The sequence below is a fragment of the Flavobacterium sp. NRK F10 genome, from assembly GCF_024054235.1.
Classification (GTDB): domain Bacteria; phylum Bacteroidota; class Bacteroidia; order Flavobacteriales; family Flavobacteriaceae; genus Flavobacterium; species Flavobacterium sediminis.
The window spans coordinates 1,164,878-1,190,691 of record NZ_JAMXLC010000001.1 but is presented as its reverse complement, the minus strand read 5'-3'; the positions used below and the strand labels follow the sequence as shown (position 1 = coordinate 1,190,691).

Genomic DNA, 25,814 nt, shown 5'->3' with positions numbered 1-25,814 from the left:
AGATTTGTTTTGAAGAGGAGAAAAGGATTTGGTATTTGATTTTCTTTAAAAAAAGACATTGAGGTGCATAAAAAAAGGAATCGAATTATCGATTCCTTTTTTAGTATGATTTATTTAAAAAGAGAGATTAAAATCGTGCTCTTTCGTCTTCAATTTTAGCTTTTTCTTTAAGTGCTTGATAAGCTCTCATTTGTGCAGCATTTTGTTGTTGAGTAAGCTCGGTTTCTACATACGAATTAATATTTGCAGCCTCCGGAGCATCAGTTATACTCTTAGTTCGGATCATGAAAACACCTGTGTTACCATCGATTAATTTAGATGTTTTACCGGCTTCAAGATCAAATGCAGTTCCGATAACTTTCGGCTCACTACCGATGTTCGGAATAAAAGGACTTGAAGTAGCAACACCTGAAGCTAAAATCATAGATGATCCAGTAGCTTTAGAAACGTCTTCTAAAGTAGCTCCTGACATTTTTTTCTTGATGATCTCTGCCTTTTTCTTATTCATTAAGATGTTTCCAACAGATTGTCTTGCCACATCGATTGATAATAAACCGGTTTCATTTTTGTCTTTTAAAACAGCTACAACATAACCTTGTGGTACATCAAAACGTCTTACATCGCCATTGTTGGTGTCATCGTTAAAAGCCCAACGAACAATTTCTCTTTGTGCGCCTAAACCGGCTACATATTCGTCTGAAGCTTTTAGGTTAGATGCAGGAACAATAGTAGCTTCAACTTCTTTAGCTGCTTCGTCAAATTTCTTTTCATTGGCTAAAGCTTCAAATTTACTTGCTTTAGTGTAGATAGCGTCAATAGTTGTTTCCGAAGGCTCTATACTTTGTGCTACAGTTGCTAATAGAACAGCATCGTATTTGTCTAATACTTTAATCACGTGGAAACCGAAATCAGTTTCAACTATACCGGTAGTACCTACAGGGTTGTTGAAAACAAAATCATTGAAAGTAGGAACCATTTGCCCCGGTGCAATATTGTCATAAACACCTCCGTTGTTTTTAGAACCTGGATCATCACTGTTAGCAGCAGCCAGAGAAGCAAATTCATTAGGGTTAGCTTTTACTTTAGCTAATAATTCGTTTGCCAATGCCTGAGCCTCATCTTTAGTTCGGGTAGCAGTCGAACGTTCAGCTCCTTCAAAACTGATCAGAATGTGACTTGCTTTTGCGCTTGCATTAGGCTTTCTGTCTAACATTCTTGAAACACATTGGTGATTGCTAAACAAATAAGGTCCGAATACTTCGCCTTTTCCTAAATTGAATAATTGCTCCTGATAGTCAAGAGGTAATTCTTTTTTAGCTAAATAAGTAGAATCAAATTTAATGTCTGAATATTTGTTTACAAACTCAGCAACATTTACTACATCCTTGAATGCAGGAATTGTGTCGTTCTTTTGAGTTTTTTTGTTGAATTCAACATTTCCATATAGAACCTCGTTAATGGTTTTCCCCACAAGATCTTCGTCTTCTTTAGAAGCTTTGTTTTCAAATAAAACATAATCAATAGCTCTTGTAGCATCAGACTTGTATTGTTTCGGGTGCTCTTTCATGTAAGCAATGATCTCATCGTCTGAAACTTTTACTTCGTCATTATTGATCGTGTTGTAAGGTACAGTAACATATTCAAAATCTACTTTTTTATTTTCAGCAACATGTTTGAATTTTCCTTCTGCTTTGGTAGTATAGATACTTCCTTTGATCAAGTTAAAATACAATTGCTCAATTGCAGATTTTTCTACCTCATTTTCAAAATTTTGCCATTCAGCCCAACGATCTTGGTTTTGGTCGTTCTTGATTGACTTAACGAATTCTTTGAATTTTGCTTCGTCAAATTGTCCGGCAGCATTTAAAAATTGCGGATTTTGTGAAAAGTAAGGGTTGGTTTTGATAACGTTGATCAATTGGTCATCAGCAATGCCAAGTCCTAATTTCTCAACTTGTTCACCTACGATAATACCTCTTAATTCCTGTTCCCAAACGTTGTTCATTGCCTGAGTGTTGCTCATGTTCTGGTTTTGTTTCTCAACCTGAGCTACTTTGCGCATGAAAGTTTGTGCATCGATATCTGTTCCGTTTACAGAACCGATATTATTTGCATTAGAACCAAAAAAACCATTCTCTAAAGCTCCTTGAACTACAAAGATGATTAGCGCAAGTGCTATTAAGAATATAAGTAGTCCTGTTTTTTGTCTAATTTTACCTAAAACTGCCATTTTATATCAATTTACTTTTTTTCAGAGGGCGAAAATACGATTATCTATTTAATAATAAAAAAGAAAAAATAATATTTCAATTAAAATTTTTATAATTTTTCTTCTTTAACGCAAAAACGAACCAATTCAATTTTTTTATTGCTTGCTGAATGAATGGTTATTTCAAAGTTTTCGATTTGTATCTTTTCTTCATTTTGTGGTATTTCCTTAGTGTTGTGTACAATAAACCCTCCGAGAGTACTGTATGAGTCTGATTCGGGGATGTTAAGATTGTACTTTTCGTTAAGGATCTCCACTTCTAAACGCGCAGAAAATAAATAAATATTTTCTTCCAGTTGTTCTTCTATCAGCTCTTCGTCTAAATCGTGTTCGTCTTCAATTTCACCAAAAAGTTCTTCAATGATATCTTCTACTGTAACAATACCTGAAGTTCCGCCGTATTCGTCCAGAATAATGGCCATACTTTTTCGCTTTTTGGTTAAAATATTGAGTAGGTCTTTTATGTAAATCGTTTCCGGAACAAATTCCATAGGGATCATGACTGATTTAATGGTTTTCGGTTTTTTAAACAATTCGAAAGAATGAACGTAACCTAAAATATCGTCAATGGAATTTTGATAGACCACAATTTTGGAATAGCCGGTTTCTATGAATAATTGGCGTAAATCTTCAACAGAATCCAATATGTCGACACCCGCAATTTCAGTTCGGGGCGTCATGATATCCCGGGCTTTTAAATCAGAAAACTCTAAAGCATTTTGGAAGATCTGTATCTCTGAGTCAATTTCATCCTCATCGCTTACGCCGTTCATTTGTTCTGATATGAAGTTTCCTAATTCTACCTTGCTGAAATAATCCTGAACCTGATCGCCTTCTGTTTTGAAGAATCTTTTTAAAACGAAATCGGATATCCATATGATGAAAAGGGAAACCCAATAGAAAAGATGGTAAAACAGATAAGAAGGAAAAGCAAAAAGCTTCATGAAATTATTAGCATAGATCTGAAAGAATACTTTCGGTAAGAACTCGGCTGTGATCAGGATGATCGCAGTCGAAATAAGGGTCTGTAAAAGCAGATTGGTAAATGAGGAAAAACCGATAGAAAAAGAATTAAGCCAATCCATGATCAGGTCACCTGAATAGATTCCGTAGATCACTAAGACCACATTGTTGCCTACAAGCATTGCTGTGATGAATTGCGAAGGTTTTTCCGTTATTTTAGCTAAGATCTGAGCGTTGAAATTGTTTTGCTTTTTCTCTAATGACAGGAAGACTTTGTTTGAAGAAACATAGGCGATCTCCATGCCTGAAAAAAAAGCAGAAAGTATTAAACAGACGATAATTATGACCACTTCCATTTATGTGTTATTTATCGCGATTCTGGTATTTGTTGTAAAAATGCCTTCTGAACAAAAACATTCCGATCGCTACTAAAGCAATGATAATGCTAAGCCAAGGGCTTTTATCTTCTTGTATTTTCATATAAGCATCATAGATAAAGAAACCTGCAAAAACAAGATAGATAAAATAAAAGATTTTATAAAAAGTCATAATTGGTTTTTTTACCAAATGTAGTTAAATATTTTTATAAAATAAAGAAGGATTATTCTACGGTTGTAACTTCACCACTACTGTTTTGCATGTTGAAGATTTTAAAATCACGACTGAAGTCTACACCGGGACCTTGAAGGTAACCGCCCTCCCCGTCAGAATATTTGAAGAATTTTTCTGTGAAAAACCATTCATTCTTTTGATCAAAATACAATTGGGAAGTTTCCATTTTTTTGCCATCATAAGAAGTGATGACCACATTGCCCTGTAGGTCGATGATGTCGGTCATTTTGTAACGAATGGCATAATCTGATTTAATGGTGGTAATATTATTCTGATTATCGTAAATAGTAACCAAAACGCCTTTAGGGAATTCTGTAAAAGGATTTTCAATCTGACTGTAATCCAACATTTTCGGGCTGCGTAAAGTAGATTTTATTTTGCCGGAATCGGTATACTTCAAATTGATGGAATCTGCTTCACTAATAGGTAAAAAGGATGATTTGTTGAATTTCTGTTTGTCTTTTAAAGTAGTTTCGCATGAAAAAAACATAGTCACGACAAATAGTGTCGTGACCATGATTAAGATATTATTTCTGAAATATAATTTCATATTATAGGCTTGGCACTAAAACGCTTTCACCAACCCAACAGTTGAACGCGATTCTTTGTCCTGCTCTTCCTGATTGGAAAATTTCAGTTCTTGTAGGAGCAGCGGCTCTGTAACCCGAAGCCATTTTGTTAGCTGCGCTTTTCAAAGACGGATCAACTGCACCGGCTTTATCAGCATATTGAGCCGCTAACCAGTACATTGCTCTTTTTTCAAATTGGTCATTACCACATTCGTTAATGCTGTTTCCGTAAATCTGAGCGATCAATAAATATGCTTTACCGTAAGAAGGTTTTACTTTTAAAGCTTTACGAGCATAGTTTCTGGCCTGACTTTTATTTGATTTAGAATACATCGTAGCTATTCTGTAATATACAGCAGCTTTTTTAGTATTATCAGTGTACATATCAGCTGCTTTGTTGAAATATTCTAAAGCCTTAGAAGTATTTTTCTTCTGAGCTTCCACAACACCTAATTTATAAGCAGCATCAGCACTTGGATTCAATTGGTATAAAGCTTCTGATATTTTAGAGAATAAAGGATCTGAGTCGCACTCTTTTGCCTCTAAACGGTCAGCAGCACGTTTTAACCATTGTTCGTTAGATTTGTTTGCTTCAAAACCTTTTTGGTAAAAAGGAATTAATTTATCACAAGTAGAAAGTTCTACGATGATAGCATCCATACTTGAAGTAACAATACCGATATCTTCAATGTTGCCTTCTAACTTGTTTTTAGCTTTTACTTCTTTGCTGTCAAGAGCCTGACCTGCTTCTTCCTTTTCTAACAATTTGTCTAAATCATTAGAGTCAGATTCTTTTAATTCACTTAACTTGTCAGAGATGTCATCATATTTGTCAAATACTTGCTGTAAAGTAACACCTTTGTTTGCTTTGTGATCGTTAACTAAAATCTCAAAGTAAGCGTATAAAGCTTTAGTACTATTGAAATTAGCTAAGTCATTTTTGAAAGCTTTGTCAAAATAATTAAAAACCTCTTCTTTAGTACCAACTTCATAATTGAAAAGATCTAATCCTTTCTTCATGTCGACACCGCTGATTTTTTGCGGGAAATATTGTTGGTATTCATCATACAATTTTAACAGATCACGAACATACGTTTCTTTCTCTGTGTTGTTTGTTGCTTTTTCAATTTTTTGCTTGATAGCAAATACACCATAAGCATAAGTTCTGTAGTCATAAGTCGGACATTCTTTTCTCAAGCTGTTTAAATAGTCGTAAGCTGCTACATCCTTAGCTTTAACAGAAGTTGCCATAAGGCTTAAAGTTTCGGCACAATCAACGTTTTGTGCGAATGAAAACACGCTTAAAGCAAGGGCTAATAAAGTTAATTTAGTTCTCATTTTCATTAATTTTCTTTACGTAATATTAGTCGATTAAAGTTTTTCTAAACCATTTGTCTGCTATAGAGAATCCTATGCTGATGTTAAAATAGTTCTCCTGAACCAGTCCTGAATTTGTTGTTCCTGTTTTTCCTAATTCAAAGCCTACATCTATTTTGGAAGCTCCCAGCGGTAAACCAAGACCAAAATTCATGCCATAATCATTTATGCTCTGCCCGTTTAAGATAAGTCCGGTCTTGTTATAACGAAAACCGGCTCTGTAAACCACTCGGCTAAAGTAGCTTGAGAAAGAGTCAAATTTAGGAATGTAATAACCTCCTACGGTATAAGTTTGCGCATTTTCAAACTCGCCGTTAGTGTTTGCACTTGACAAGTTGATCAGCTTGCTGTTGTTTTGTAAGGTTACTTGCGCTCCGACCAACCAGCGGTTTTGTTTGCCTACTCCGGCTCCGAAACTGTATTTTGTCGGAACAGTAATTTTATAGTCAGGAACGTCAATGTCTTCACTGTCATTTACATATTCAGCACCTGAACTTTGTGAATAAACAGTTGTGGCAATATTTCGGGTATTAGCAACATTTAATTTTGTTTCCGGACTAAGTGTAAAGCTACCGTGAACGTTTAAGCCATTAGTTAATTTTTTCTTATAAAGTAAACCTATGTTATAGGTCATTCCTTTTATTTGAGCCGTGTTTCTTTCTCTGGAACTCAATTGTAAGCCACTATGCGATTCGATAAGTTCGTTTTCTATAGTTCCGAAATTATATTCTAATTGGGCTCCTACGCTGAAGTTCTTGTTGATAGTATAGGAAGCACCACCGAAAAAACGGTTGATATTTCCGTCTCCCGTAAATTTTTTAGTGTTTTCAATACCGTTAACGTCTGTTGCGATATTTTGGAATTTATACCCTACAGATGAATAAGGCATAAGACCTATTGCAGCACCGAATTTCCCCATTGGGATACCCACTGCTAAATAATCAATAGTTGTTCGTTTTGCATTTTCACTGTTGCTTTCGTTCTTTAACGTGGTGAAATTTGTAGTTCCGCCCACGGCAAAAGCAGTTAATCTTAAGTGGGAGTAAGAAGCAGGATTAACAAGGTTTAAAGCCGTACTGTCTCCTTCAATAGCTAAACCCCCCATGGCTCTTTGGTCCTGAGTGCCTCTGAAACGATCTTTACCTAAACCGAAATAAGAGTAAGGAGAAGAAGTCCCTTCCTGTGCAAAAGAATGTAAGCCGAATAGCAAACCTGCTGATAGAATTATCTTTTTAATCATTATTTGTACAATGTGTAAAAATTAGATTCAAACTTTCCAGAAGAAAATTTGAATTGGCAAATATGGTGCTTTTTAAGCTTTTAGCCAAAAAATCTGTGTCGCCACCTGTTAAAATAATTGTTAAATCTTTATATTTAAGAAAATATTGGGAAATGAACCCCTCAATTTCATAGATAATTCCGTTCATAACTCCTGAGTGAATAGCGTTGTTCGTGCTGTTACCAATAAAGTCTTCCGGAATTTCTTTTTCTAATAACGGAAGTTTTGAAGTATAATTGTTTAAGCTTTTGTATCGCATCTGAATTCCGGGAGAAATGGCACCTCCTAAATATTCATTCTTTGAATTGACAAAATCGTATGTGATACAGGTTCCGGTTCCGATGATTAATTTATTTTCATTCGGGTAGAGTAAACTGGCACCGGCTGATAAAACCATCCGGTCAATGCCGAGAGTGGTCTGAGTTGTATATAGATTTTGAAAAGGGAATGAAAATCGGTGATCGATTTGAAATAGCTGTGAATACTTTTTGAGTGTTTCTACTAGTTGCGAATCCCCTATTATTACCGAAGAATAGATAGAATGGGTTATTTCAGGATACTGAGAAAAAATTTTTTGAATTTTTTTTTCAGCATCGGAAAAAGCGAAAGTAAATTTTTCTAACATTCTATCGTTCTCAAAAACAGCGCATTTGATGAGCGTATTTCCGGCATCAAGTGTTAAAAGCATATCGGGTTATTTATGTTTGCAAATATACGAATTGATTTTTTTTGAAATTTGTTTTGGAAAATATAAAATTGGTTCTATATTTGCACCCGCAATCAACAAGCAGTAATGCTTTAATTGTTAAGGTACCTTAGCTCAGTTGGTAGAGCAACGGACTGAAAATCCGTGTGTCCCTGGTTCGATTCCTGGAGGTACCACTTACAACCCTTAAAAACACTTAGTTTTTGAGGGTTTTTTGTTTTATGCTCCCTATTATATACTCCAACTTAAATTTTTTATTCATTTTTTTGCTACTTTAGTAAACAAAAATCTCATATGAAAAAAAAACACTACTCTTATTATGAATTGAAAATTAATTCTATTACCATAGGATATTCAACTAATTTGTATCACTATTATTTACCTTATAGTAGTAATCTAATTTCTACAGAAATAATTCCTTATCCTATTTCAGCTTCAATTGAGAATTTAAAAATTAAAAATAATTATCCAACATATAAAGAGAGTGTTTTGACAAATAGCAATCAGGATATTCTCCAAACCGAACAATTGTTAAAGGAAATATTCCTTAATTTAGAAGATTTTGAAGTTGAAATTATTGAACATAGAACAAGCTTTATATTAGAATTCATTAAAGAAGATGAAAAAATTAAAGTTTATTTAGTTCATGAAAAGAACATTGAACCAAATTACAAACAAATACAATTTCTTAACAACGATGACTGCTACAAGTACAATATTGCAGAATCTGACATTAAAATTGTTACTGAAATAAGAGAACTACTCAACATTTAAATAAATTTAGACAGAATATTGAATTTTTTTTGTATTCGATTTCTTAGATAATTTGAATAAAATAGGATTCCAATTTTCAATCTCAGGGAATTTAATTTTTTTACTAAAAAATAATATTTCTTTACCTATTTTACTTTTAAATGCAGAGTGGTTAAAAGTGTATTCTTTTTTTGGATATGAAGAGTATAATTCTCTAATTACGTGTTGATTATCATAAGAAACAATCCAATTTATTTTCTTAATCTGTTTTATTTTATCAGCTACTTTTTCATGATCACTTTTTTGATAGTAATTCATATATAATGTAGATGCTTTTAAATAGTATGGAGGATCAAAGTAGAAAATTGTATTAGAGTTATTTGACTCAATTGTTATTAAATCAATAAGATCTAATGCATCTAAAGAATAGAGTTCAATCCGTTCTTTTTGAGATGATATTAATTTGATTTTCTTTATGATTTCATCTTTATTAAATCTACAATCTAACTTATAGTTACCTTTCTGCTCATTTCCACCAATTACACCTCCCTTAATTATACCGTCTCTATTAGTTCTATTTAGAAAGAGAGTAGAAAAACCCAGATCTAACAATGAAGTATTTTCCTTATTTTTTTGAATTTCTTTCATTATTTTTCTGTTTTCAATTGTAATTTCAGTTTCCAAAATCAACCTACATAATTCATCAGTTTCATTTAAAACTGAATGCCAAAATGCAAATATTGAACGATCCTTATCATTAATTGTTATTCTGTCAACAAACCCTTCAAACAAAAGAAACAGCGCGACTGAAGCCCCACCTGCATAAGGCTCAACATAATGCCCATTAATATTATTGTCAATACAAATTTTTGCTAAAAAGGCCGACAATTTATTTTTCCCGCCGGGATATCTTAATGGTGAATAAAACATAAATTACTTTTTGTTAAAATCTTGCCACAAAACTACGAAGAAAGGCTGTAATAAATCCCATTTTGCTTTTAATTCACTAGATGATGGCTCTAAAGTACTTGAATGCACATATTGATGAAATTTTTCAATTGAAAGATATGAATGTTGCATTTTTGAAGAGCCAACTACAGTTATATTGTTAAATATTTTTTTATCATAACCCAATTGAATCATTTTAGTAGTTACCCAATTAATCTTTGAGTTTATACCATCTTCTTTTTTAAAAACATGTCCGTTTTTTTTTCAGCATAATGATCTAGACAGACTTCTATAAAAACTCTAAATAAAACTCCAACTGCATTTGGAACAGATTTAGAAGAATCGTCAATAATCAAATCATCCCTTAACTCTCTGTAGATGTTATTTATTTTAACTTCTTCGATTGTCAATTTACAATCTTTTGGTATTAAGTGCTTTCTTAGTGTAGATTTTGCTTTAACCTTAGGTTTTTTAACAGGAATTATAGCCCCACTACTTCCTATACTACTATTATTTACTGTACTTATTTTTTTTGTTACTCCTTTGCTTTTATCATCTGTTTTATCTTCTTCCTTTTTTAAATCTACTGTAGAGTTATTATTTGACACTTTAATTGGATTACTGTCCGTTAAATTATTAACTTTAGGAAGTGTTTCTTCATTTATATTTAACGTGATAGATTTTAAATAAGCGTCAATATCATTTGTTTCTAAACGTGAAAAGATTTTACCATTAAAGGTCTTTTTTAAAAGAATATCATTAATTATTATTTTTAATTTTGAAATAAAATTATCATCATCAGACAATAAATTATTATCATTATCAAAAGTAAGTTTAAAAAATTTTGCAGTTGTTGTTGTATTTAAGATTCTAAACAAAGTTGTAACGAATCCTTTCCCTAAAATCTTATCTTTATCGTCTGAAGGGATATCTAAATTTCTTATTATTACAGAAAGATTACTTCTAAAAATATCTACTTTACCTGGATTATCTAACCATCTAATTTTAGCATTTGAGTTTTCTAATGATCCCCAAGCAACTTCATTATTATTATTTAAATGTTTTCTATTTACATATCTTAGAATTTCTTTTTTATCATTTGATATAACGCAATCAATTTTAAAATTTTCATCAATATTTATTGATCTTTTTAATTGAATAAAATAATCTTTAACGTCATTATCTGAAGTCAATTCAGGATTTAGAAGTAATTTATAAACCGTCAATCTTCTATTACCCTCATATGTAACATTGTCCCCATCTCCATCATAAATAGCCAATTTTTCAAAAATAGGCATATCAAAATCTTCGACAACTTCTTTTGCAAATGCCTTAATTTTATAGTGAGGAACAGAGACAATATAGTCAATTAATTCATTTTCTGGTTTTCCAAGATAAGCCTGTGGAAATCGAGGATTTTCAGACCATAATTTCAAATTCTTTAATGAAATTTTATTCTCTCTAAATCCGCTTAAATCACTCATAAGAAAAATATTATGTTTTTGCAATTTTCAAATTTAATTAAATATTTTAATTATATAACTTTTTGCACCATGCTTAACATAAATTATTACTTTAATCACATCTGATACTGGAGGTACCACTTAAAAAAGCCAGACATTGTCTGGCTTTTTTATTTGATATAAGACTCATTCCAAAGGTCTTAGTTTATGGCTAAAAGTGATCTTATACTTCGCGCTAGTTCCGCTTCCTTCGATCATTACGTAGACAAACTTATATTCTTTAGCTTCTTTAACAGGGATTGTAACCTGTTTTTTCAAAAAGTTATCTTCAATAATTAAATTGCTCGTATTGCTAAAACTAAAACTGTCTGCATATTTTGTTTTTAAATTACTAATGGGATATTGTTTGTAAATGGTTTTCCCGTTTTGTGTGGCAATGACCTGTTCACCTTTAAAACCTTGTGTTAAGATGATGACCGATTTGTTACTGCCCGTTGCAGATTTGCTTTTTAAAAAAGCTTCTGTTTCTTTTTTGTTTAATGATTTAAAATCATCCCGGTAATTGAAAGAACTTGTACTGGTACAACGAACCAAAAATAAAGCGAGTGTCAATAGAATTAATGTCTTTTTCATGTTTTCCGATTTTATTCTTTGCAAAATTAAACGAACAAAAACCGAAACTATTATATCTTTGTCGGAATGTTTTATATAATTGGACACCGGGGCGCTTCGGGACATATAACCGAAAATACACTTGAATCTATTCAAAGAGCATTAGATTTAAACGTTGATGCTATTGAAATAGATGTTCATGTCTGTGCTTCCGGAGAAGTGGTTGTTTTTCATGATTTTACTTTAGATAGATTGACCGATACCATCGGGGCTATTTCCGATTTCAGTCTGGAGGAATTAAAAAAGATCAAAATAAAAGATACATTTTATATTCCGACCTTAGAAGAAGTGCTGCATCTGGTCAATAGAAAATGTTGGATTAATATCGAGTTAAAAGGAGAACATACAGCAGTTCCTGTTTTTAAGATTTTAGAAAAATATATTTCAGATAAAAACTGGAAAACCGGCGATTTCGTCATTTCCAGTTTTCAATATTCCGAATTAAAAACATTTTCTCAATTCAATTCTGAAATCCCTGTTGCAGTACTGACTCAGGCGAGCATAGATCAGGCAATAGAATTGGCTGTCGAATTCAAAGCCTCGGCAATTCACCCGCATTTTTCGTTATTGACTAAAGAGAGTTGTGATAAAGCGAAAGAAATGGGCTTTAAGATCAATACATGGACAGTCAATAATTTTGAAGATATTGAGCACATAAAACGATTCCCGATAGATGGAATAATAACCGATTTTCCGGATAGAATATGAATTCAAATTACGACGTAGCAATAATAGGAGGAGGAGCTGCCGGTTTTTTTACGGCAATTAATATTGCAGAGCAAAATCCTGCCTTAAGGGTAGCTATTTTGGAAAGAGGAAAAGAGGTGTTGTCGAAAGTGAAAATTTCGGGTGGCGGACGTTGCAATGTAACACACGCTTGTTTTGTGCCTAATGAGTTGGTGAAGTTTTACCCTAGAGGGGAAAAAGAATTAAGAGGACCTTTTCATCAATTTTGTTCGGGCGATACCATAGAATGGTTTGAAAAACACGGTGTCAATTTAAAAATTGAAGAAGACGGGCGTATGTTTCCTGATACGGATTCTTCACAAACAATAGTAGATTGTTTTTTAAAAGCAGCGGATCAGTCGGGAATAAATGTTTTAACCCAACAAAGTGTTCAGTCGTTATATAAAACGGAAGATTTTTGGAAAGTGGAAACCACTAAAGAAACTTTTTTAGTAAAAGATATTGTCATTGCTTCCGGAAGTAATCCGAAAATTTGGGAAATGTTAAGCGAATTAGGGCATACAGTTGTTGCTCCGGTTCCTTCACTTTTTACCTTTAATAGTAAGGACGAACGCATTAAAAATTTAATGGGGGTTTCGGCTGAAGCCAGTGTAAAAATACAGGGGAGTAAATTAAAAGCTTTCGGTCCGTTGCTGATTACGCACTGGGGAATGAGCGGACCGGCTATTTTACGTTTGTCGGCTTGGGGCGCTCGTGAATTAGCCGATAAAGAGTATCAGTTCAAGATACAGGTTAATTGGGTAAAAGATCAGAATTTTGAAGAAACTCTGGAGCAATTGAATAAGTTGAAATTGGAAAATGCCAAAAGGAATATCGATAAATTCTGTCCTTTTGATTTTCCGAAGCGATTGTGGGAAAGCATCTTAAAAGCCTCAGCGATTCAACCCGAAACCAAATGGGCTGATGTGAATAAGAAGCAAATGATCGCTTTGGCAAACCAATTGACCAATGCTGTTTTTCAGGTTAACGGCAAAAGTACTTTTAAGGAAGAATTTGTAACTGCCGGTGGCGTCGATCTAAAAGAGATCAATTTTAAAACGATGGAAAGCAAAGTTCTGTCCAATCTTTATTTGGCTGGTGAAGTACTGAATATTGATGCTATTACCGGAGGTTTTAATTTCCAAAATGCTTGGACAGGCGGATTTATTGCGGCCCAAGCCATAGCTTTCAGCGATTCAGCCAAAAAATAGAGGCTGTTAAAACAGTGGCAAAAAGAACCCATGCTAAATACGGAATTAAAAGCCAGGCTGCTTTGGGTTTGATTTCTTTGAACAAATGTATCGTTTCGTAAATAATCAGAGCCAGTAAAATAATTTCAATAAGTGCAATAAGAATATTGTTGAGCCCGAAAAACAAATAGCTCCACAAGGCATTAAGTAATAACTGAACGGTAAAAAATAACATGGCTTTTTTTACTTTTTCAGGATTGCTTTCATAAGCGGTCCAGATCATGCCGCCTGCAATTCCCATTAAAATATACAGTAGTGTCCAGACCGGGGCAAAAAGCCAGTTAGGCGGATTGAAGAACGGTTTTTCTAAAGTGGGGTACCAGGTTTCAACAGAACTTTGTGTCACAAGAGATGATAAGTAACCAACGGCTAAACAAATAGCAACTACATAGATAATACGTAAATAAGAATTCATGTTTTTAATTTGTTTGGCAAAGTAACGAATAAACAGTCAAAAGTGGTATTTTTGCAGCAAAAAACAATATGTTTTCAAATCAGGATTTTGTAGCAACCAACTATGGAAGTGTTGAAAAAGCGACATTTTCTTGGAGTGCGCCAAGTAATATTGCATTGGTAAAATATTGGGGAAAAAAAGAAACCGGAGATCAGATTCCGGCAAATCCATCCATTAGTTTTACCTTGAGTAATTGTAAAACGATTACGTCTCTAAACGTTAGTGCAAAACAAAATCCGTCCGATGATTTTTCTTTTGATTTGCTTTTTGAAGGAAAACCGAAAGAAGATTTTAAACCGAAAATTCAAAAGTTTCTGGAACGAATAGAAGGTTATTGTCCATATTTGAAATCCTATCATTTAGAGATTGATACCCAAAATACATTTCCTCATAGTTCCGGAATAGCATCATCAGCATCTGGTATGGCGGCATTGGCTGTGAATATTATGAGTTTGGAAAAAATGCTGAAACCTGAAATTTCGGAAGACTATTTTAATCAAAAAGCTTCTTTTTTAGCGCGTTTAGGAAGCGGCAGTGCTTGCAGAAGTGTGCATGGAAAAGTAGTGATTTGGGGAAAACATCAGGACACGACAGAAAGCTCCGATTTGTTTGGAGTTGAATTTTCGGAGGTTCATGAAAACTTCAAGAATTATCAAGACACTATTTTATTGGTAGATAAAGGTGAAAAACAAGTGTCGAGTACCGTTGGGCATAATTTAATGCACAATCATCCGTACGCTAGCCAACGTTTTGACCAGGCGCAATACAATTTAACGGCAATAAAACAAATTCTTTCTCAAGGAGATTTGGGGAAATTTGTAGAATTGGTTGAAAGCGAAGCCCTGACTTTACACGCCATGATGATGACTTCTATGCCGTATTTTATTTTGATGAAACCTAATACACTGGAAATCATCAATAAAATCTGGAGATTCAGAAACGAAACACAGGTGCCGGTTTGTTTTACGCTTGACGCCGGTGCTAACGTACATGTGTTGTATCCGGAAAGTGTAAAAGAAAAAGTTTTACAATTTATTCAGAATGAATTAGTTGTATATTGTCAAAATGGGCAGTACATTTGCGATCAAATTGGAAACGGAAGTCAGTTAATAATGGATAATTAATAATTGACAATGGAAAAGAAGAATGTTATTAAGGATAAAACGTTTGAATTTGCAAAAGAAATAGTTTATCTTTATAAGAATTTAGCAGAGAATAAAAATTTGTTTAGTCAAAATAACTTTTGCGTTCCGGAACGACATTGGGGCAAATGTCAGAGAGGCTGAACACGCACAAAGTAGAGCAGATTTTATCCATAAAACATCAATTGCCTTAAAAGAAGCGAATGAAACAGAATATTGGTTAGATTTGTTGTTTGAAACTAAATATATTTCTGTTGAAGAGTTTTAAAGTGTTAAAAATAAAATTTTGAGATATTAAAGTTGCTGACCAGCATCATAAATACATCAAAAAAATAATTATCAATTATTCATTATTAATTGTGAATTAGACTATGAAAGGACCATTATTTTACTCGAAGATTTTACTTTTTGGTGAGTATGGAATTATCCAGGATTCAAAGGGGCTCTCTATTCCTTATAATTTCTACAAAGGCGCTTTGAAAAAAGCAGACAATAATCCGTCTTCAGAGATGAAAAAGTCTAATGAAAGTTTGAAAGGCTTTGCAAACTATTTAGCCGGATTACAGCAAGATCAATCGGATTTGGTTACCTTCAATTTAGAAGACCTGAATAAAGATGTGGCTGATGGGATGTATTTTGATTCAAGTATTCCGCAAGGTTATGGTGTGGGGAGTAGTGGAGCATTGGTAGCAGCAATTTATGATAAATATGCGAATGATAAGATCACGGTTCTGGAAAATTTAACACGTGATAAATTATTACAGTTGAAAACTGTTTTTTCGCAAATGGAATCTTTCTTCCATGGTAAGAGTTCCGGATTGGATCCGTTGAACAGCTATTTAAGTTTGCCTATTCTGATCAATTCAAAAGATAATATTGAACCTACAGGGATTCCAAGCCAATTGACTAACGGCAAAGGAGCTGTTTTTTTGATTGATTCCGGAATCGTAGGAGAAACGGCACCTATGGTGAATATCTTTATGGAGAACTTAAAAGATCAGGGGTTCCGAAACATGTTAAAATCGCAATTCATTAAGTATACAGATGCTTGTGTGGAAAACTTCTTGCATGGCGATGTGAAAGCATTGTTTGAAAATACCAAAAAACTTTCCGGAGTGGTTTTAAATCATTTTAAACCGATGATTCCGGAACAGTTTCATCAGGTTTGGCAAAAAGGAATTGACACCAATGATTACTATCTGAAATTGTGTGGATCCGGTGGTGGTGGCTATATTCTGGGATTCACTCAGGATCTGGAAAAAGCTAAAGAAGCGTTAAAAGATTATAAATTAGAAGTAGTATACAATTTTTAGGTGTAAATTCGATTTTTATAGATTCCTTTAAGAGTTCAAAATCTTTTAAATTAACCTGATAAATTGAGAATGTTTTCCAGAAAATTCAAATTATTACTGACCAAGATCTTCAGCTTTTTCTCAGTTGTTAGGGGGTACAATATTTGGGTTGTTGCGCTGGCACAATATCTTTCGTCTATCTTTATTTTAGCTCCGGAAGAAAGTGCTTTACATATTTTACTTGACTGGAAGTTGTTCTTAATTGTATTAGCTTCTTCTTTAAGTATAGCTTCAGGTTATATCATCAATAATTTTTACGATGCTAAAAAAGACCTGATCAATCGTCCTAAGAAAGTAATGATTGATCGGTTGGTTAGCCAAAGTACTAAGTTAAAAGTGTACTTTACGGTTAATTTTATTGTCGTTATATTAATGAGTTTTATTTCATGGCGAGCCGTTTTTTTCTTTTCGGCTTATATTTTTCTCATCTGGTTTTATTCACATAAATTAAAGCGCTATCCCATGATTGGTAATTTAACGGCTGTGCTTTTAGCGGTATTACCTTTCTTTGGAGTGTTAATGTATTTTAAGAATTTTTATCATGTTATTTTTGCGCATGCTACTTTCTTGTTTTTATTGATTTTAATTCGTGAATTAGTTAAAGATTTGGAAAACATTGAAGGCGATTTAGCCAATAATTACCAAACAATCCCTGTGCGATTCGGAGAAAGAACGGCTAAAACGATTATTACATTCCTGACAGTTTTTTCCATTATTCCTGTTTATTTTTTAACGGAAATATATAATGTAGGTTATATGGAAATCTATTTTTACATCAGTTATTTTTTGCTTATCCTTTTCTTGATCCAACTATGGAAAGTTAATAAGAAGGAAATGTATGTTAAATTACATTTCTTATTAAAAATCATTATTTTAAGTGGTGTTTTTTGTATCGTTTTAATAAAACCGAGTGTTTTAGTTCACGGAAAAAAAATACTTTCCATTTATTAATATATCTTTGCAAAAAAATAGTTTATGTCACGTCATCAAGGGAATGATAGAAAGAATCCTGGTTCAGGAAGACAAGGAGGGTTTAGAAAGGAACGAAGTTCGAGAGGGAATGACAAATTTGCAAGTGGTCAGCCTAAGTTCTTTAAACAGGAGGCTAAGCCAAAACCAAAACCAGTAGCCGCTAATCCGGATGAAATCCGTTTGAATCGTTACATCGCGAATTCCGGTATGTGTAGCCGAAGAGAAGCAGATATTTATATTCAAAGCGGAAACGTAAAAGTTAACGGAGAGGTTGTAACTGAAATGGGCTATAAAGTTAAGCCGGGCGATACTGTTCAGTTTGACGGAGCCACAATTACTCCGGAAAAGAAAGAATATGTATTATTAAACAAGCCGAAGAATTTCTCCACATCGCACGATGAAGAGAAGAATGCGCCCAGTGTTTTGGATTTGGTACGAAATGCAAGTAGAGCTAAACTGCAACCGGTAGGTAGAATGGATAAAACCACAACAGGGTTGTTGTTGTTTACAAATGATACTGACCTGATTAAAAAGTTTACAAGTCCTAATCAGCGTTCTACTAAGTTGTATCAGGTAAGTTTAGACAGGAATCTGAAATTTGAAGATTTAGAAAAGATACAAGGAGGAATAACCATTGACGGGCACAAAGTTTTTGTAGAAGAGATCACATATATTGACAATGAGCCTAAAAGCGAGATCGGTGTGAAAATGAAAACCGCTAATATCAAGATTGTTCGTAAGATCTTTGAACAATTAAAATATAATGTGATCAAATTAGATCGGGTAATGTTTGCCGGGTTAACTAAAAAGAATTTACCCCGTGGAAACTGGAGATTTTTAACCGATCAGGAGATCATTAATCTAAAAAATAGCTAATAATAAAAAAGCCAAACTTCAGTTTGGCTTTTTTATTTATTGCTCTGTTATAATGTAATCATGGTAAGCATCAGCGATTTCGTCAAAAACTTTTAAAACATCTTCAGCACCGTCAGTAGTGACTAATTTTTGACGGTATGCTTTAAAACCGTGAATGCCTTTAAAATAATTCGTATAGTGTCTGCGCATTTCCACAATCCCTAAACGTTCTCCCTTCCATTCCATAGACCAGATCAAGTGATTTTTAGCCGCTTCAATACGATCTTTCATTGTTGGGGCTGCCAAGTGTTTGCCTGTTTCAAAGAAATGTTTGATTTCGTTAAATATCCATGGGTAACCTATGGCTGCACGACCGATCATAATACCGTCAACGCCGAATTTGTTTTTGTATTCCAAAGCTTTTTCAGGCTGATCGATATCACCGTTACCGAAAATCGGCATGGTAATTCTGGGGTTATCTTTAATGCGGGCAATATGCGTCCAGTCAGAATGGCCTTTATACATCTGAGATCTTGTTCTTGCGTGGATCGTTAAAGCCTGTACGCCGATATCTTGTAAACGTTCGGCTACTTCATCGATGTTGATAGATTCTTCATCCCAGCCTAAACGGGTTTTTACGGTAACGGGTAAGCTAGTACTTTTAATAACAGCTTGTGTCAGGCGAACCATTAAATCGACATCTTTTAAAACTCCTGCTCCGGCACCTTTAGAAACGACTTTTTTTACAGGACAGCCAAAATTGATGTCAACTAAATCGGGTTGGACAGTTTCTACGATTTTGGCACTCATGGCCATAGCTTCTTCATCACCGCCGAAAATTTGAATACCAATCGGACGTTCGTAATCAAAAATGTCCAGTTTTTGCCGACTTTTAATAGCGTCACGAATCAACCCCTCAGAAGATATGAATTCTGAGTACATCAGATCAGCGCCGTGCATTTTACACAAACGTCTGAATGGCGGGTCACTTACATCCTCCATTGGAGCCAACAAAAGCGGGAAATCAGGTAATTGTATGTTGCCGATCTTAGGCATAGCGTAAATTTTTGGCAAAAATACAACTTTTATATGTTATTAACTTCACAGACTGTTTTTTAATGAAAACTTTGGTTTATATTTGCGGATTAAATCCCCGTTATATTTAGGGAAAACGACAGATTTGAAGATGAAGAATATTAGAAACTTTTGCATTATTGCGCACATTGATCACGGTAAGAGTACGCTGGCTGACAGGCTTTTGGCGGCAACACAAACCGTAACTGCACGTGAGGAAAAGGCTCAGTTATTAGATAACATGGATTTGGAACGTGAACGAGGTATTACAATTAAGAGTCACGCCATCCAAATGGAATATGAATACAAAGGAGAAAAATATATTTTAAATTTAATTGACACTCCGGGTCACGTTGACTTTTCGTATGAAGTGTCGCGATCTATTGCGGCTTGTGAAGGAGCTTTGTTGATCGTAGATGCAGCACAAAGTATTCAGGCACAAACGATCTCTAATTTGTATTTGGCCTTAGAAAATGATCTGGAGATTATTCCGGTTTTGAATAAGGTTGATTTACCCAGTGCAAATCCTGAAGAGGTGAGTGATGATATCATAGACCTGTTAGGTTGTGATCTGGAAGATATTATTCACGCATCAGGTAAAACCGGTTTCGGAGTGGATAAGATCTTAGAGGCAATTGTTGAAAAAGTTCCTGCTCCTAAAGGAGATCCTAACGAACCTTTACAAGCTTTGATCTTCGATTCTCATTATAATCCTTTTAGAGGGATCGAAGTAATTTTCCGTGTTATCAACGGAGAGATCACAAAGGGGCAAAGAATTAAGTTCATGGCTACCGGAAAAGAATATTTTGCAGATGAAGTAGGTACCCTGAAATTGAACCAAGTGCCGAAAAACAAAATTTCTAGTGGCGATGTCGGGTATTTGGTTTCAGGGATTAAAGAGGCAAAAGAAGTAAAAGTCGGGGATACAATTACAGATGCTAAAAATCCGACGACAAATATGATTACAGGTTTTGAGAATGTGAAACCTATGGTTTTCGCAGGGATTTATCCTGTAGATACGGAAGATTTTGAAGATTTGCGAACTTCAATGGAGAAACTTCAGTTGAATGATGCATCATTGGTGTTTGCAGCAGAGAGTTCGGCTGCTTTGGGATTTGGTTTTCGTTGCGGATTCTTAGGGATGCTACATTTAGAGATCATTCAGGAGCGTTTAGAACGTGAGTTCGATATGACGGTGATCACAACAGTTCCCAACGTGTCGTATTTAGCCTATACTAAAAAAGAGCCGGAAACAGCCTTTATCGTTAATAATCCGTCGGATTTACCCGAACCTTCAAAGTTAGACAGAGTGGAAGAGCCTTATATTAAGGCTACCATTATCACAAAGGCAGATTTTGTCGGACAGGTAATGAGTTTGTGTATTGAAAAACGTGGACAAATAACGAATCAGACCTATTTAACTCCTGAACGAGTAGAATTGAATTTTGATATGCCGTTGGCGGAAATTGTATTCGATTTTTATGACAGGTTAAAAACGGTTTCTAAAGGATATGCTTCATTTGATTACCACCCGATAGGTATGCGTACATCAAAATTAGTACGTCTGGATGTTTTATTGAACGGACAATCCGTGGATGCATTATCAGCTTTGATTCACGAAGATAATGCGTATACTATCGGTAAAAAGATGTGTGAAAAGTTAAAAGAGTTGATTCCTCGCCAACAGTTTGATATTCCGATTCAGGCTGCCGTAGGAGCTAAGATCATTTCGCGAGAAACGATCAAAGCTTTGAGAAAAGACGTTACAGCTAAGTGTTATGGAGGAGATATTTCACGTAAACGAAAATTATTGGAAAAACAAAAACAAGGTAAAAAACGTATGCGTCAGGTAGGTAATGTAGAGATTCCGCAATCAGCATTTATGGCGGTATTGAAACTGAACGACTAATAGTTTTTTATAGTAAAAAGATATAAATGGTTAAGGAAATGTTCTTTAACCATTTTTTATTTATATTTAATGTAATATTTTTTAGTATCTTTATACTGATTGTTACTGCTATTTACCGCTTCCCCTTCCCAAAAAGCGATAAATATGAAAAGACTATTTTTAAAAATAGTGCTGTTAGTAAATGTTGTATCGTTTTCGCAAGTAGTTACAATCGATGATTCAAGTTACACGGCTGATGATCTGGTAAGTCTGTTGCTTAATACTTCCTGTGTTGAATTTGCGAATGCTACATTTTCTTCTAATCAGTCAGTGGCTTATTTTACAAATAATGGGTCGGCATTTCCTATTCAGGAGGGAATTGTAATACGTAGCGGTAATGTTTCAGATACTCAGGGAAACTATACCGGAGCTAATTTAGGGTCAACTACATTAAACGGTGGCAGTGATGCCTTTCTGCAAGGTTTAAGTGATTTGAGTAGCGGGACTACCGAGTCAATTATAGATTTAGCTTATTTACAGTTTGATTTTGTTTCGGTAGCTAATTCTTTTAACTTTAATTTTCTTTTTGCTTCTAATGAATATGGGGATTACCAATGCCTGTCTAATGATATTTTTGCTTTTGAATTAATAGATTTGGTAACGAATTCAATCACGAATCTGGCGGTAGTACCTAATACAACTACTCCGGTTTCTGTTAAAACGATTAAAAATTCGATTTATAATACTACTTGTAGCTCAACAAATCCGGGATTGTTTGCTGTTTATAATGTAGATGATCCGGGTGCATCGACAATCAATATGAGAGGATATACTGTTGTGCTTTCTGCTTCTTCTGCAATTATACCTAATCATCCGTACCGATTAAAAATGGTTGTAGCCGATTATTTGAGTAGTAATTACGATTCAGCGGTATTTATCGGTGCCGGGAGTTTTACAACAGATTTTGATTTAGGTCCTGATCAGATCATTTGCTCAGGAGATCAGTTTTTACTGGATACAGGGTTAGACAGTACTTATACTTTTCAATGGCTGCAAGACGGAGGGGTAATTCCTAATGAAACCGGATCAGCTTACACGGTTACCGAACCCGGTATTTATGAGGTAATCATAGATAAAGGAGGGTGCCATATAGAAGAGAGTATAACATTTCATCCGTTGTCGGTTACAGTTCCACAGAATCTTTTTACTTGCGACAGCGGAGCGACCACGTACTCATTTGATCTTACATTAAATGATGAAAACTATTTAGGAATAGACAATATAAAATATGATATATTCTATTATGCTTCAATGGCAGATGTAACAGCAGATAATCCCATTTCTCAAAGTGAATTGACCGCTTTTCAAAGTTCCGGACAAACTATTTATGTGCGAATTTTTAATATACAAACGGGGAATTTTTGCGACGCTCTTTATTCGTTTGATCTTGTGATAGATCCTCCTGTAGTGGCAGGAACAGAGATTGTCGGAGATATTTGCGATGAACTTGGAACTAGTATATCTTATGATTTGTCACTACATGATCCGGATGTTGTAAATGGTCAGACCGGAAACTTTGTTATTACATATTATAATTCTGAATCTGATGCCTTTAATGGTGAGAACAGTATAAATAACGTAGTTGCAATTCCGGCGGGAACTTCAACAATCGTTTACTGGATTCGTATAGCTTATGCAAATAATTCTTCTTGTTTTGATATAACAAATGTTGAAATAATGATTCATCCTTTACCTCTGGTTGATTCGATTTCAGATATTGTTGAATGTAGTAATACTATCTTACCTGTGATCACTAACGGAACCTATTTCTCGTTGCCAAACGGCTCAGGACTGAATTTAGGTCAGGGTGGTCCGGGATCTTATATTGAGGATAGCGGGACTTATTATATTTTCGCAGGACCGGATGCAAACGGTTGTACAAATCAGACTAGTTTTCAGGTTACTTTTATTGACGAATACGGGCCTCGGATCAATAATTGCGGTCGTTTTGTAGTGCCTGTTCCTCTTCAGGGAATAGGAGGTTTCTATACTGATTTTGGAGGTCCTAACGGTACAGGGACACTAATTCCCTCAGGGACGGTTTATTCTAACTCTTCTTCTTCGACTATTGTACAATCGATTTATTATTATGCTGAGGTTAATGGTGTTCTGTGTCGTGATGATCAATTTGATATTTACATACACCCGATGCCTTTAGTAGATGAACCGGATGATGTAACGTATTGTGATAGCTATGTTCTGCCAAGTTTATCAAATGGAAATTATTTTACGCAGTCGGGCGGAAATGGAACAGCACTTTTTGCGGGAGATGTTATAACGGCAAATCAAGCAATATATGTATACAATCAATTAAATCATATTAATTCAGACGGGAGTCAGGGGTTTTGTTCACTTGAAAACATGTTTCAGGTGAACATTGTGGATACTTCTCAGTTTACCGATATACATACTTGTGGTAGCTTTATGTTGCCGGATATAGATTTTGGAGGATACTTTAACCAGCCGGGAGGTCAAGGGAGTTCAATTGACCCGAATGTTCCTTTGACTTCGTCTCAAGTAGTGTATTATTATGCAGAGACAACCTTGTCTCCGAATTGTACGGAAAACTTAAATTACAATATTACTATTTACGATGCTCCGGCTGTCGACCAGGTACCTAACGGAAATTATTGTGGAGAGTATATTTTTCCGTCATTAACAAATGGGACTTACTATAGGCTATCAGGTGGGCCAACGGTAGCGGGGCAACAAGAAGTAGTGTTACCTGCTAAGATAGAGATAGGAGGGACGTATCCTTCTGGTACTTATTATGTTTACAATGAGACAAGTTATACCTTACCGGATGGCTCGTTGATAACGTGTACCAATGAGCATGCCTTTACTATAGTTGTTCGTCCTTTCCCGGGATTGGACCAAGCGATCAATAGAAATGAATGTATGCCTTATAGTCTTTCTCAGCCTCAACTCGGAACGTATTATACGGAACAAGGCGGTCCAAACGGATCCGGTCAGATAGTTGATCCCAATACTATTTTTACGTCGACCGAAACATTTTATCTCTATTATGAAGATCCGGTTACGGGTTGTACGATAGATAAGGAATTCCAGATACTTTTTAAAGGGCTTAATTTACCGGATTATCCCGATGTTGCTCGTTGTGATAGTTATATGTTACCCCCTTTAATTAACCCGACACCTAATCCGGAATCTGTAAATTATGTGAAATATTATTTTAGTTCCGGCGGAGATCCGGCTGATGAAATTGATTTTAGTAATTATGTTTTTACGCCGAATAATACACCTCAAACAGTATATGTTTATGGAATAAATACGGATAATCATTTAGCATATTGTACAGAAGAAAGATCATTTATTGTGACTGTTTTGGAAACACCTGTATTACCTGATTATTCGTCTTATGATAATCAAAATTATTGTGGAGAATTTACGTTGCCGGTTTTGCCTTCAGGGAATTTTACGGTGAATTACTACACACAATCGGGTGGAGATCCAACGGATATTTTAAATCCGCAAAATTATGAGTTTAGCGTTGATCCGGGATCGCAACCCCAACCTTTTGAAGTATGGGTCTATGCAGAAATATCTGCTTACGATGAGTCTACAGATACTATGGCAAAATGTTATGATGAAGAATATTTTCAATTTACGGTTTATCCCAGATTACTCTTTGACGTTGAAGAAGGAATAATTTGTGTGGATCCGGAAACCAATCAAACTTTTCAAAGTTTTGTTTTAGAGGCAGGCTTGGATTCAAGTGACTTTAATGTTGAATGGTATTTGAATGAGGAACTGGTAGGTATAGGCTTAATTTATGTAGCTGTGGAGGAAGGGATTTATACAGCAGTGCCCGTCAAATTAACACCGGAAGTGCCGCCTGATTGTAATTATGCTCCGGTAGATGTCGCTGTTGTTCAATCGAGTCCGGCTATTGCATCTGTCGCGGTAACTTCTCCTTTTGAAGATGTAGCTAATGCTGTAGTTACTATTGAAAATGGTTTCGGAACATATATCTATAGTTTAGATGAAGAGGAATTTCAGTCCGGAAATGAATTTTTTGATCTGAGTTCCGGCGAACACGTAATTGTTGTGAGAGATGTTCTTGGATATTGTGGTGACTTTACATTGCCCTTTACGGTAATTAAATACCCGAAATTCTTTACTCCTAACGGAGATACCTACAATGATACATGGAATATCTGGGATTTACGAGATGAATATCCAGATGCGATAATCTCTATTTTTGATCGTTACGGCAAGTTTTTGAAACAAATATCGCCTTCCGGAAATGGTTGGGATGGAATGTTAAATGGTAAAGCATTGCCTTCAACAGATTATTGGTTTACGGTTGATTATCTGTATAAAGGCGAACAGAAAAAATTTAAAGCACACTTTGCTTTAAAAAGATAAAAAAAGTAACAACATAAGATTAAAATAAAAGATTAATCTTA

23 protein-coding genes and 1 tRNA gene are annotated in these 25,814 nt (G+C 34.8%); 11 read left to right on the top strand and 13 right to left on the bottom strand.

The window, feature by feature from the left end:
• Positions 1-127 precede the first annotated feature (127 nt).
• From NHF50_RS05520 to NHF50_RS05490, 7 genes are all read right to left on the bottom strand, one after another.
• On the bottom strand, positions 128-2,230 hold the full coding sequence (locus NHF50_RS05520; RefSeq protein WP_252775310.1) for a peptidylprolyl isomerase: 2,103 nt from the start codon (positions 2,228-2,230) through the stop codon (positions 128-130).
• Between the two features lie 89 nt (positions 2,231-2,319).
• Positions 2,320-3,588 (bottom strand): hemolysin family protein, encoded by a 1,269-nt coding sequence (locus tag NHF50_RS05515; RefSeq protein ID WP_109568712.1) that lies wholly within the window; start codon positions 3,586-3,588, stop codon positions 2,320-2,322.
• Positions 3,589-3,595: 7 nt separating this feature from the next.
• Positions 3,596-3,781, bottom strand: a complete 186-nt coding sequence (locus NHF50_RS05510) for a hypothetical protein (RefSeq protein ID WP_109568711.1) — start codon at positions 3,779-3,781, stop codon at positions 3,596-3,598.
• Positions 3,782-3,833: 52 nt separating this feature from the next.
• The gene (gene lptC / locus NHF50_RS05505) at positions 3,834-4,394 is read right to left on the bottom strand and encodes an LPS export ABC transporter periplasmic protein LptC (protein ID WP_109568710.1); all 561 of its coding nucleotides are present in this window, start codon (positions 4,392-4,394) and stop codon (positions 3,834-3,836) included.
• 1 nt (position 4,395) lies between these two features.
• Entirely contained in the window at positions 4,396-5,751 is a 1,356-nt protein-coding gene (locus NHF50_RS05500) for a lipopolysaccharide assembly protein LapB (RefSeq protein ID WP_170108173.1), read from the bottom strand.
• Between the two features lie 25 nt (positions 5,752-5,776).
• The gene (locus NHF50_RS05495) at positions 5,777-7,030 is read right to left on the bottom strand and encodes a hypothetical protein (protein ID WP_109568708.1); all 1,254 of its coding nucleotides are present in this window, start codon (positions 7,028-7,030) and stop codon (positions 5,777-5,779) included.
• Positions 7,023-7,757, bottom strand: a complete 735-nt coding sequence (locus tag NHF50_RS05490; RefSeq protein ID WP_109568707.1) for a type III pantothenate kinase — start codon at positions 7,755-7,757, stop codon at positions 7,023-7,025. Before NHF50_RS05490 ends, NHF50_RS05495 begins: the two co-directional genes overlap by 8 nt.
• Positions 7,758-7,878: 121 nt before the next feature.
• Here NHF50_RS05490 and NHF50_RS05485 point away from each other — a divergent pair.
• Both NHF50_RS05485 and NHF50_RS05480 read left to right on the top strand, forming a co-directional pair.
• A tRNA-Phe gene (locus NHF50_RS05485) sits at positions 7,879-7,951 on the top strand.
• Between the two features lie 118 nt (positions 7,952-8,069).
• Positions 8,070-8,549: a hypothetical protein gene (locus NHF50_RS05480; protein ID WP_252775309.1), complete on the top strand. Its 480-nt coding sequence runs from the start codon at positions 8,070-8,072 to the stop codon at positions 8,547-8,549.
• A gap of 6 nt (positions 8,550-8,555) precedes the next feature.
• Here NHF50_RS05480 and NHF50_RS05475 read toward each other — a convergent pair whose 3' ends face one another.
• The 4 genes from NHF50_RS05475 to NHF50_RS05460 all read right to left on the bottom strand — a co-directional run bounded on the left by NHF50_RS05475 (position 8,556) and on the right by NHF50_RS05460 (position 11,572).
• Positions 8,556-9,458, bottom strand: a complete 903-nt coding sequence (locus tag NHF50_RS05475; protein WP_252775308.1) for a DNA adenine methylase — start codon at positions 9,456-9,458, stop codon at positions 8,556-8,558.
• Positions 9,459-9,461: 3 nt separating this feature from the next.
• Positions 9,462-9,671 carry a hypothetical protein gene (locus NHF50_RS05470; RefSeq protein WP_252775307.1) on the bottom strand — a complete coding sequence of 70 codons (210 nt, stop codon included), beginning with the start codon at positions 9,669-9,671 and terminating at the stop codon, positions 9,462-9,464.
• A gap of 29 nt (positions 9,672-9,700) precedes the next feature.
• Positions 9,701-10,960, bottom strand: coding sequence for a hypothetical protein (locus NHF50_RS05465; protein WP_252775306.1), 1,260 nt, complete (start codon positions 10,958-10,960; stop codon positions 9,701-9,703).
• Positions 10,961-11,125: 165 nt separating this feature from the next.
• Complete coding sequence (locus NHF50_RS05460) at positions 11,126-11,572, bottom strand: hypothetical protein (RefSeq protein WP_109568706.1); 447 nt, start codon at positions 11,570-11,572, stop codon at positions 11,126-11,128.
• A 66-nt stretch (positions 11,573-11,638) separates the two neighbouring features.
• Here NHF50_RS05460 and NHF50_RS05455 point away from each other — a divergent pair, with 66 nt between their 5' ends.
• Both NHF50_RS05455 and NHF50_RS05450 read left to right on the top strand, forming a co-directional pair.
• Positions 11,639-12,319: a glycerophosphodiester phosphodiesterase family protein gene (locus tag NHF50_RS05455; protein WP_252775305.1), complete on the top strand. Its 681-nt coding sequence runs from the start codon at positions 11,639-11,641 to the stop codon at positions 12,317-12,319.
• Positions 12,316-13,548, top strand: a complete 1,233-nt coding sequence (locus NHF50_RS05450) for an NAD(P)/FAD-dependent oxidoreductase (RefSeq protein WP_252775304.1) — start codon at positions 12,316-12,318, stop codon at positions 13,546-13,548. The genes NHF50_RS05455 and NHF50_RS05450 overlap by 4 nt, the downstream gene beginning before the upstream one ends.
• On the opposite strand, the gene NHF50_RS05445 is transcribed toward NHF50_RS05450, so the two are convergent.
• Positions 13,526-14,002 (bottom strand): TspO/MBR family protein, encoded by a 477-nt coding sequence (locus NHF50_RS05445; RefSeq protein WP_109568703.1) that lies wholly within the window; start codon positions 14,000-14,002, stop codon positions 13,526-13,528. The genes NHF50_RS05450 and NHF50_RS05445 overlap by 23 nt on opposite strands.
• 68 nt (positions 14,003-14,070) lie before the next feature.
• Between NHF50_RS05445 and mvaD the strand changes: the two genes are divergently transcribed.
• The 5 genes from mvaD (at position 14,071) to NHF50_RS05420 (ending at position 18,383) form a co-directional block, all read left to right on the top strand.
• Positions 14,071-15,165, top strand: a complete 1,095-nt coding sequence (gene mvaD / locus NHF50_RS05440) for a diphosphomevalonate decarboxylase (protein WP_252775303.1) — start codon at positions 14,071-14,073, stop codon at positions 15,163-15,165.
• A gap of 91 nt (positions 15,166-15,256) precedes the next feature.
• The gene (locus NHF50_RS15805) at positions 15,257-15,451 is read left to right on the top strand and encodes a four helix bundle protein (RefSeq protein WP_308219326.1); all 195 of its coding nucleotides are present in this window, start codon (positions 15,257-15,259) and stop codon (positions 15,449-15,451) included.
• 103 nt (positions 15,452-15,554) lie between these two features.
• Positions 15,555-16,496: a mevalonate kinase gene (locus NHF50_RS05430; protein ID WP_109568702.1), complete on the top strand. Its 942-nt coding sequence runs from the start codon at positions 15,555-15,557 to the stop codon at positions 16,494-16,496.
• Positions 16,497-16,565: 69 nt separating this feature from the next.
• Positions 16,566-17,486: a geranylgeranylglycerol-phosphate geranylgeranyltransferase gene (locus tag NHF50_RS05425; protein ID WP_109568701.1), complete on the top strand. Its 921-nt coding sequence runs from the start codon at positions 16,566-16,568 to the stop codon at positions 17,484-17,486.
• A 24-nt stretch (positions 17,487-17,510) separates the two neighbouring features.
• Positions 17,511-18,383, top strand: a complete 873-nt coding sequence (locus NHF50_RS05420) for a pseudouridine synthase (RefSeq protein ID WP_252775302.1) — start codon at positions 17,511-17,513, stop codon at positions 18,381-18,383.
• A 36-nt stretch (positions 18,384-18,419) separates the two neighbouring features.
• Here NHF50_RS05420 and dusB read toward each other — a convergent pair whose 3' ends face one another.
• Entirely contained in the window at positions 18,420-19,418 is a 999-nt protein-coding gene (gene dusB / locus NHF50_RS05415; protein ID WP_252777309.1) for a tRNA dihydrouridine synthase DusB, read from the bottom strand.
• Between the two features lie 130 nt (positions 19,419-19,548).
• On the opposite strand from dusB, the gene lepA reads away from it, so the two are divergent.
• Positions 19,549-21,345 carry a translation elongation factor 4 gene (lepA, locus tag NHF50_RS05410; RefSeq protein WP_109570612.1) on the top strand — a complete coding sequence of 599 codons (1,797 nt, stop codon included), beginning with the start codon at positions 19,549-19,551 and terminating at the stop codon, positions 21,343-21,345.
• Positions 21,346-21,489: 144 nt separating this feature from the next.
• Positions 21,490-25,773 carry a T9SS type B sorting domain-containing protein gene (locus tag NHF50_RS05405; RefSeq protein ID WP_252775301.1) on the top strand — a complete coding sequence of 1,428 codons (4,284 nt, stop codon included), beginning with the start codon at positions 21,490-21,492 and terminating at the stop codon, positions 25,771-25,773.
• The last annotated feature ends 41 nt before the right edge of the window (positions 25,774-25,814 follow it).

Bases quoted from the DNA above. Each gene is read 5' to 3' on its own strand.
- NHF50_RS05520 (WP_252775310.1), bottom strand. From the start codon at position 2,230: ATGGCAGTTTTAGGTAAAATTAGACAAAAAACAGGACTACTTATATTC.
- NHF50_RS05515 (WP_109568712.1), bottom strand. From the start codon at position 3,588: ATGGAAGTGGTCATAATTATCGTCTGTTTAATACTTTCTGCTTTTTTT.
- NHF50_RS05510 (WP_109568711.1), bottom strand. From the start codon at position 3,781: ATGACTTTTTATAAAATCTTTTATTTTATCTATCTTGTTTTTGCAGGT.
- lptC (WP_109568710.1), bottom strand. From the start codon at position 4,394: ATGAAATTATATTTCAGAAATAATATCTTAATCATGGTCACGACACTA.
- NHF50_RS05500 (WP_170108173.1), bottom strand. From the start codon at position 5,751: ATGAGAACTAAATTAACTTTATTAGCCCTTGCTTTAAGCGTGTTTTCA.
- NHF50_RS05495 (WP_109568708.1), bottom strand. From the start codon at position 7,030: ATGATTAAAAAGATAATTCTATCAGCAGGTTTGCTATTCGGCTTACAT.
- NHF50_RS05490 (WP_109568707.1), bottom strand. From the start codon at position 7,757: ATGCTTTTAACACTTGATGCCGGAAATACGCTCATCAAATGCGCTGTT.
- NHF50_RS05480 (WP_252775309.1), top strand. From the start codon at position 8,070: ATGAAAAAAAAACACTACTCTTATTATGAATTGAAAATTAATTCTATT.
- NHF50_RS05475 (WP_252775308.1), bottom strand. From the start codon at position 9,458: ATGTTTTATTCACCATTAAGATATCCCGGCGGGAAAAATAAATTGTCG.
- NHF50_RS05470 (WP_252775307.1), bottom strand. From the start codon at position 9,671: ATGATTCAATTGGGTTATGATAAAAAAATATTTAACAATATAACTGTA.
- NHF50_RS05465 (WP_252775306.1), bottom strand. From the start codon at position 10,960: ATGAGTGATTTAAGCGGATTTAGAGAGAATAAAATTTCATTAAAGAAT.
- NHF50_RS05460 (WP_109568706.1), bottom strand. From the start codon at position 11,572: ATGAAAAAGACATTAATTCTATTGACACTCGCTTTATTTTTGGTTCGT.
- NHF50_RS05455 (WP_252775305.1), top strand. From the start codon at position 11,639: ATGTTTTATATAATTGGACACCGGGGCGCTTCGGGACATATAACCGAA.
- NHF50_RS05450 (WP_252775304.1), top strand. From the start codon at position 12,316: ATGAATTCAAATTACGACGTAGCAATAATAGGAGGAGGAGCTGCCGGT.
- NHF50_RS05445 (WP_109568703.1), bottom strand. From the start codon at position 14,002: ATGAATTCTTATTTACGTATTATCTATGTAGTTGCTATTTGTTTAGCC.
- mvaD (WP_252775303.1), top strand. From the start codon at position 14,071: ATGTTTTCAAATCAGGATTTTGTAGCAACCAACTATGGAAGTGTTGAA.
- NHF50_RS05430 (WP_109568702.1), top strand. From the start codon at position 15,555: ATGAAAGGACCATTATTTTACTCGAAGATTTTACTTTTTGGTGAGTAT.
- NHF50_RS05425 (WP_109568701.1), top strand. From the start codon at position 16,566: ATGTTTTCCAGAAAATTCAAATTATTACTGACCAAGATCTTCAGCTTT.
- NHF50_RS05420 (WP_252775302.1), top strand. From the start codon at position 17,511: ATGTCACGTCATCAAGGGAATGATAGAAAGAATCCTGGTTCAGGAAGA.
- dusB (WP_252777309.1), bottom strand. From the start codon at position 19,418: ATGCCTAAGATCGGCAACATACAATTACCTGATTTCCCGCTTTTGTTG.
- lepA (WP_109570612.1), top strand. From the start codon at position 19,549: ATGAAGAATATTAGAAACTTTTGCATTATTGCGCACATTGATCACGGT.
- NHF50_RS05405 (WP_252775301.1), top strand. From the start codon at position 21,490: ATGAAAAGACTATTTTTAAAAATAGTGCTGTTAGTAAATGTTGTATCG.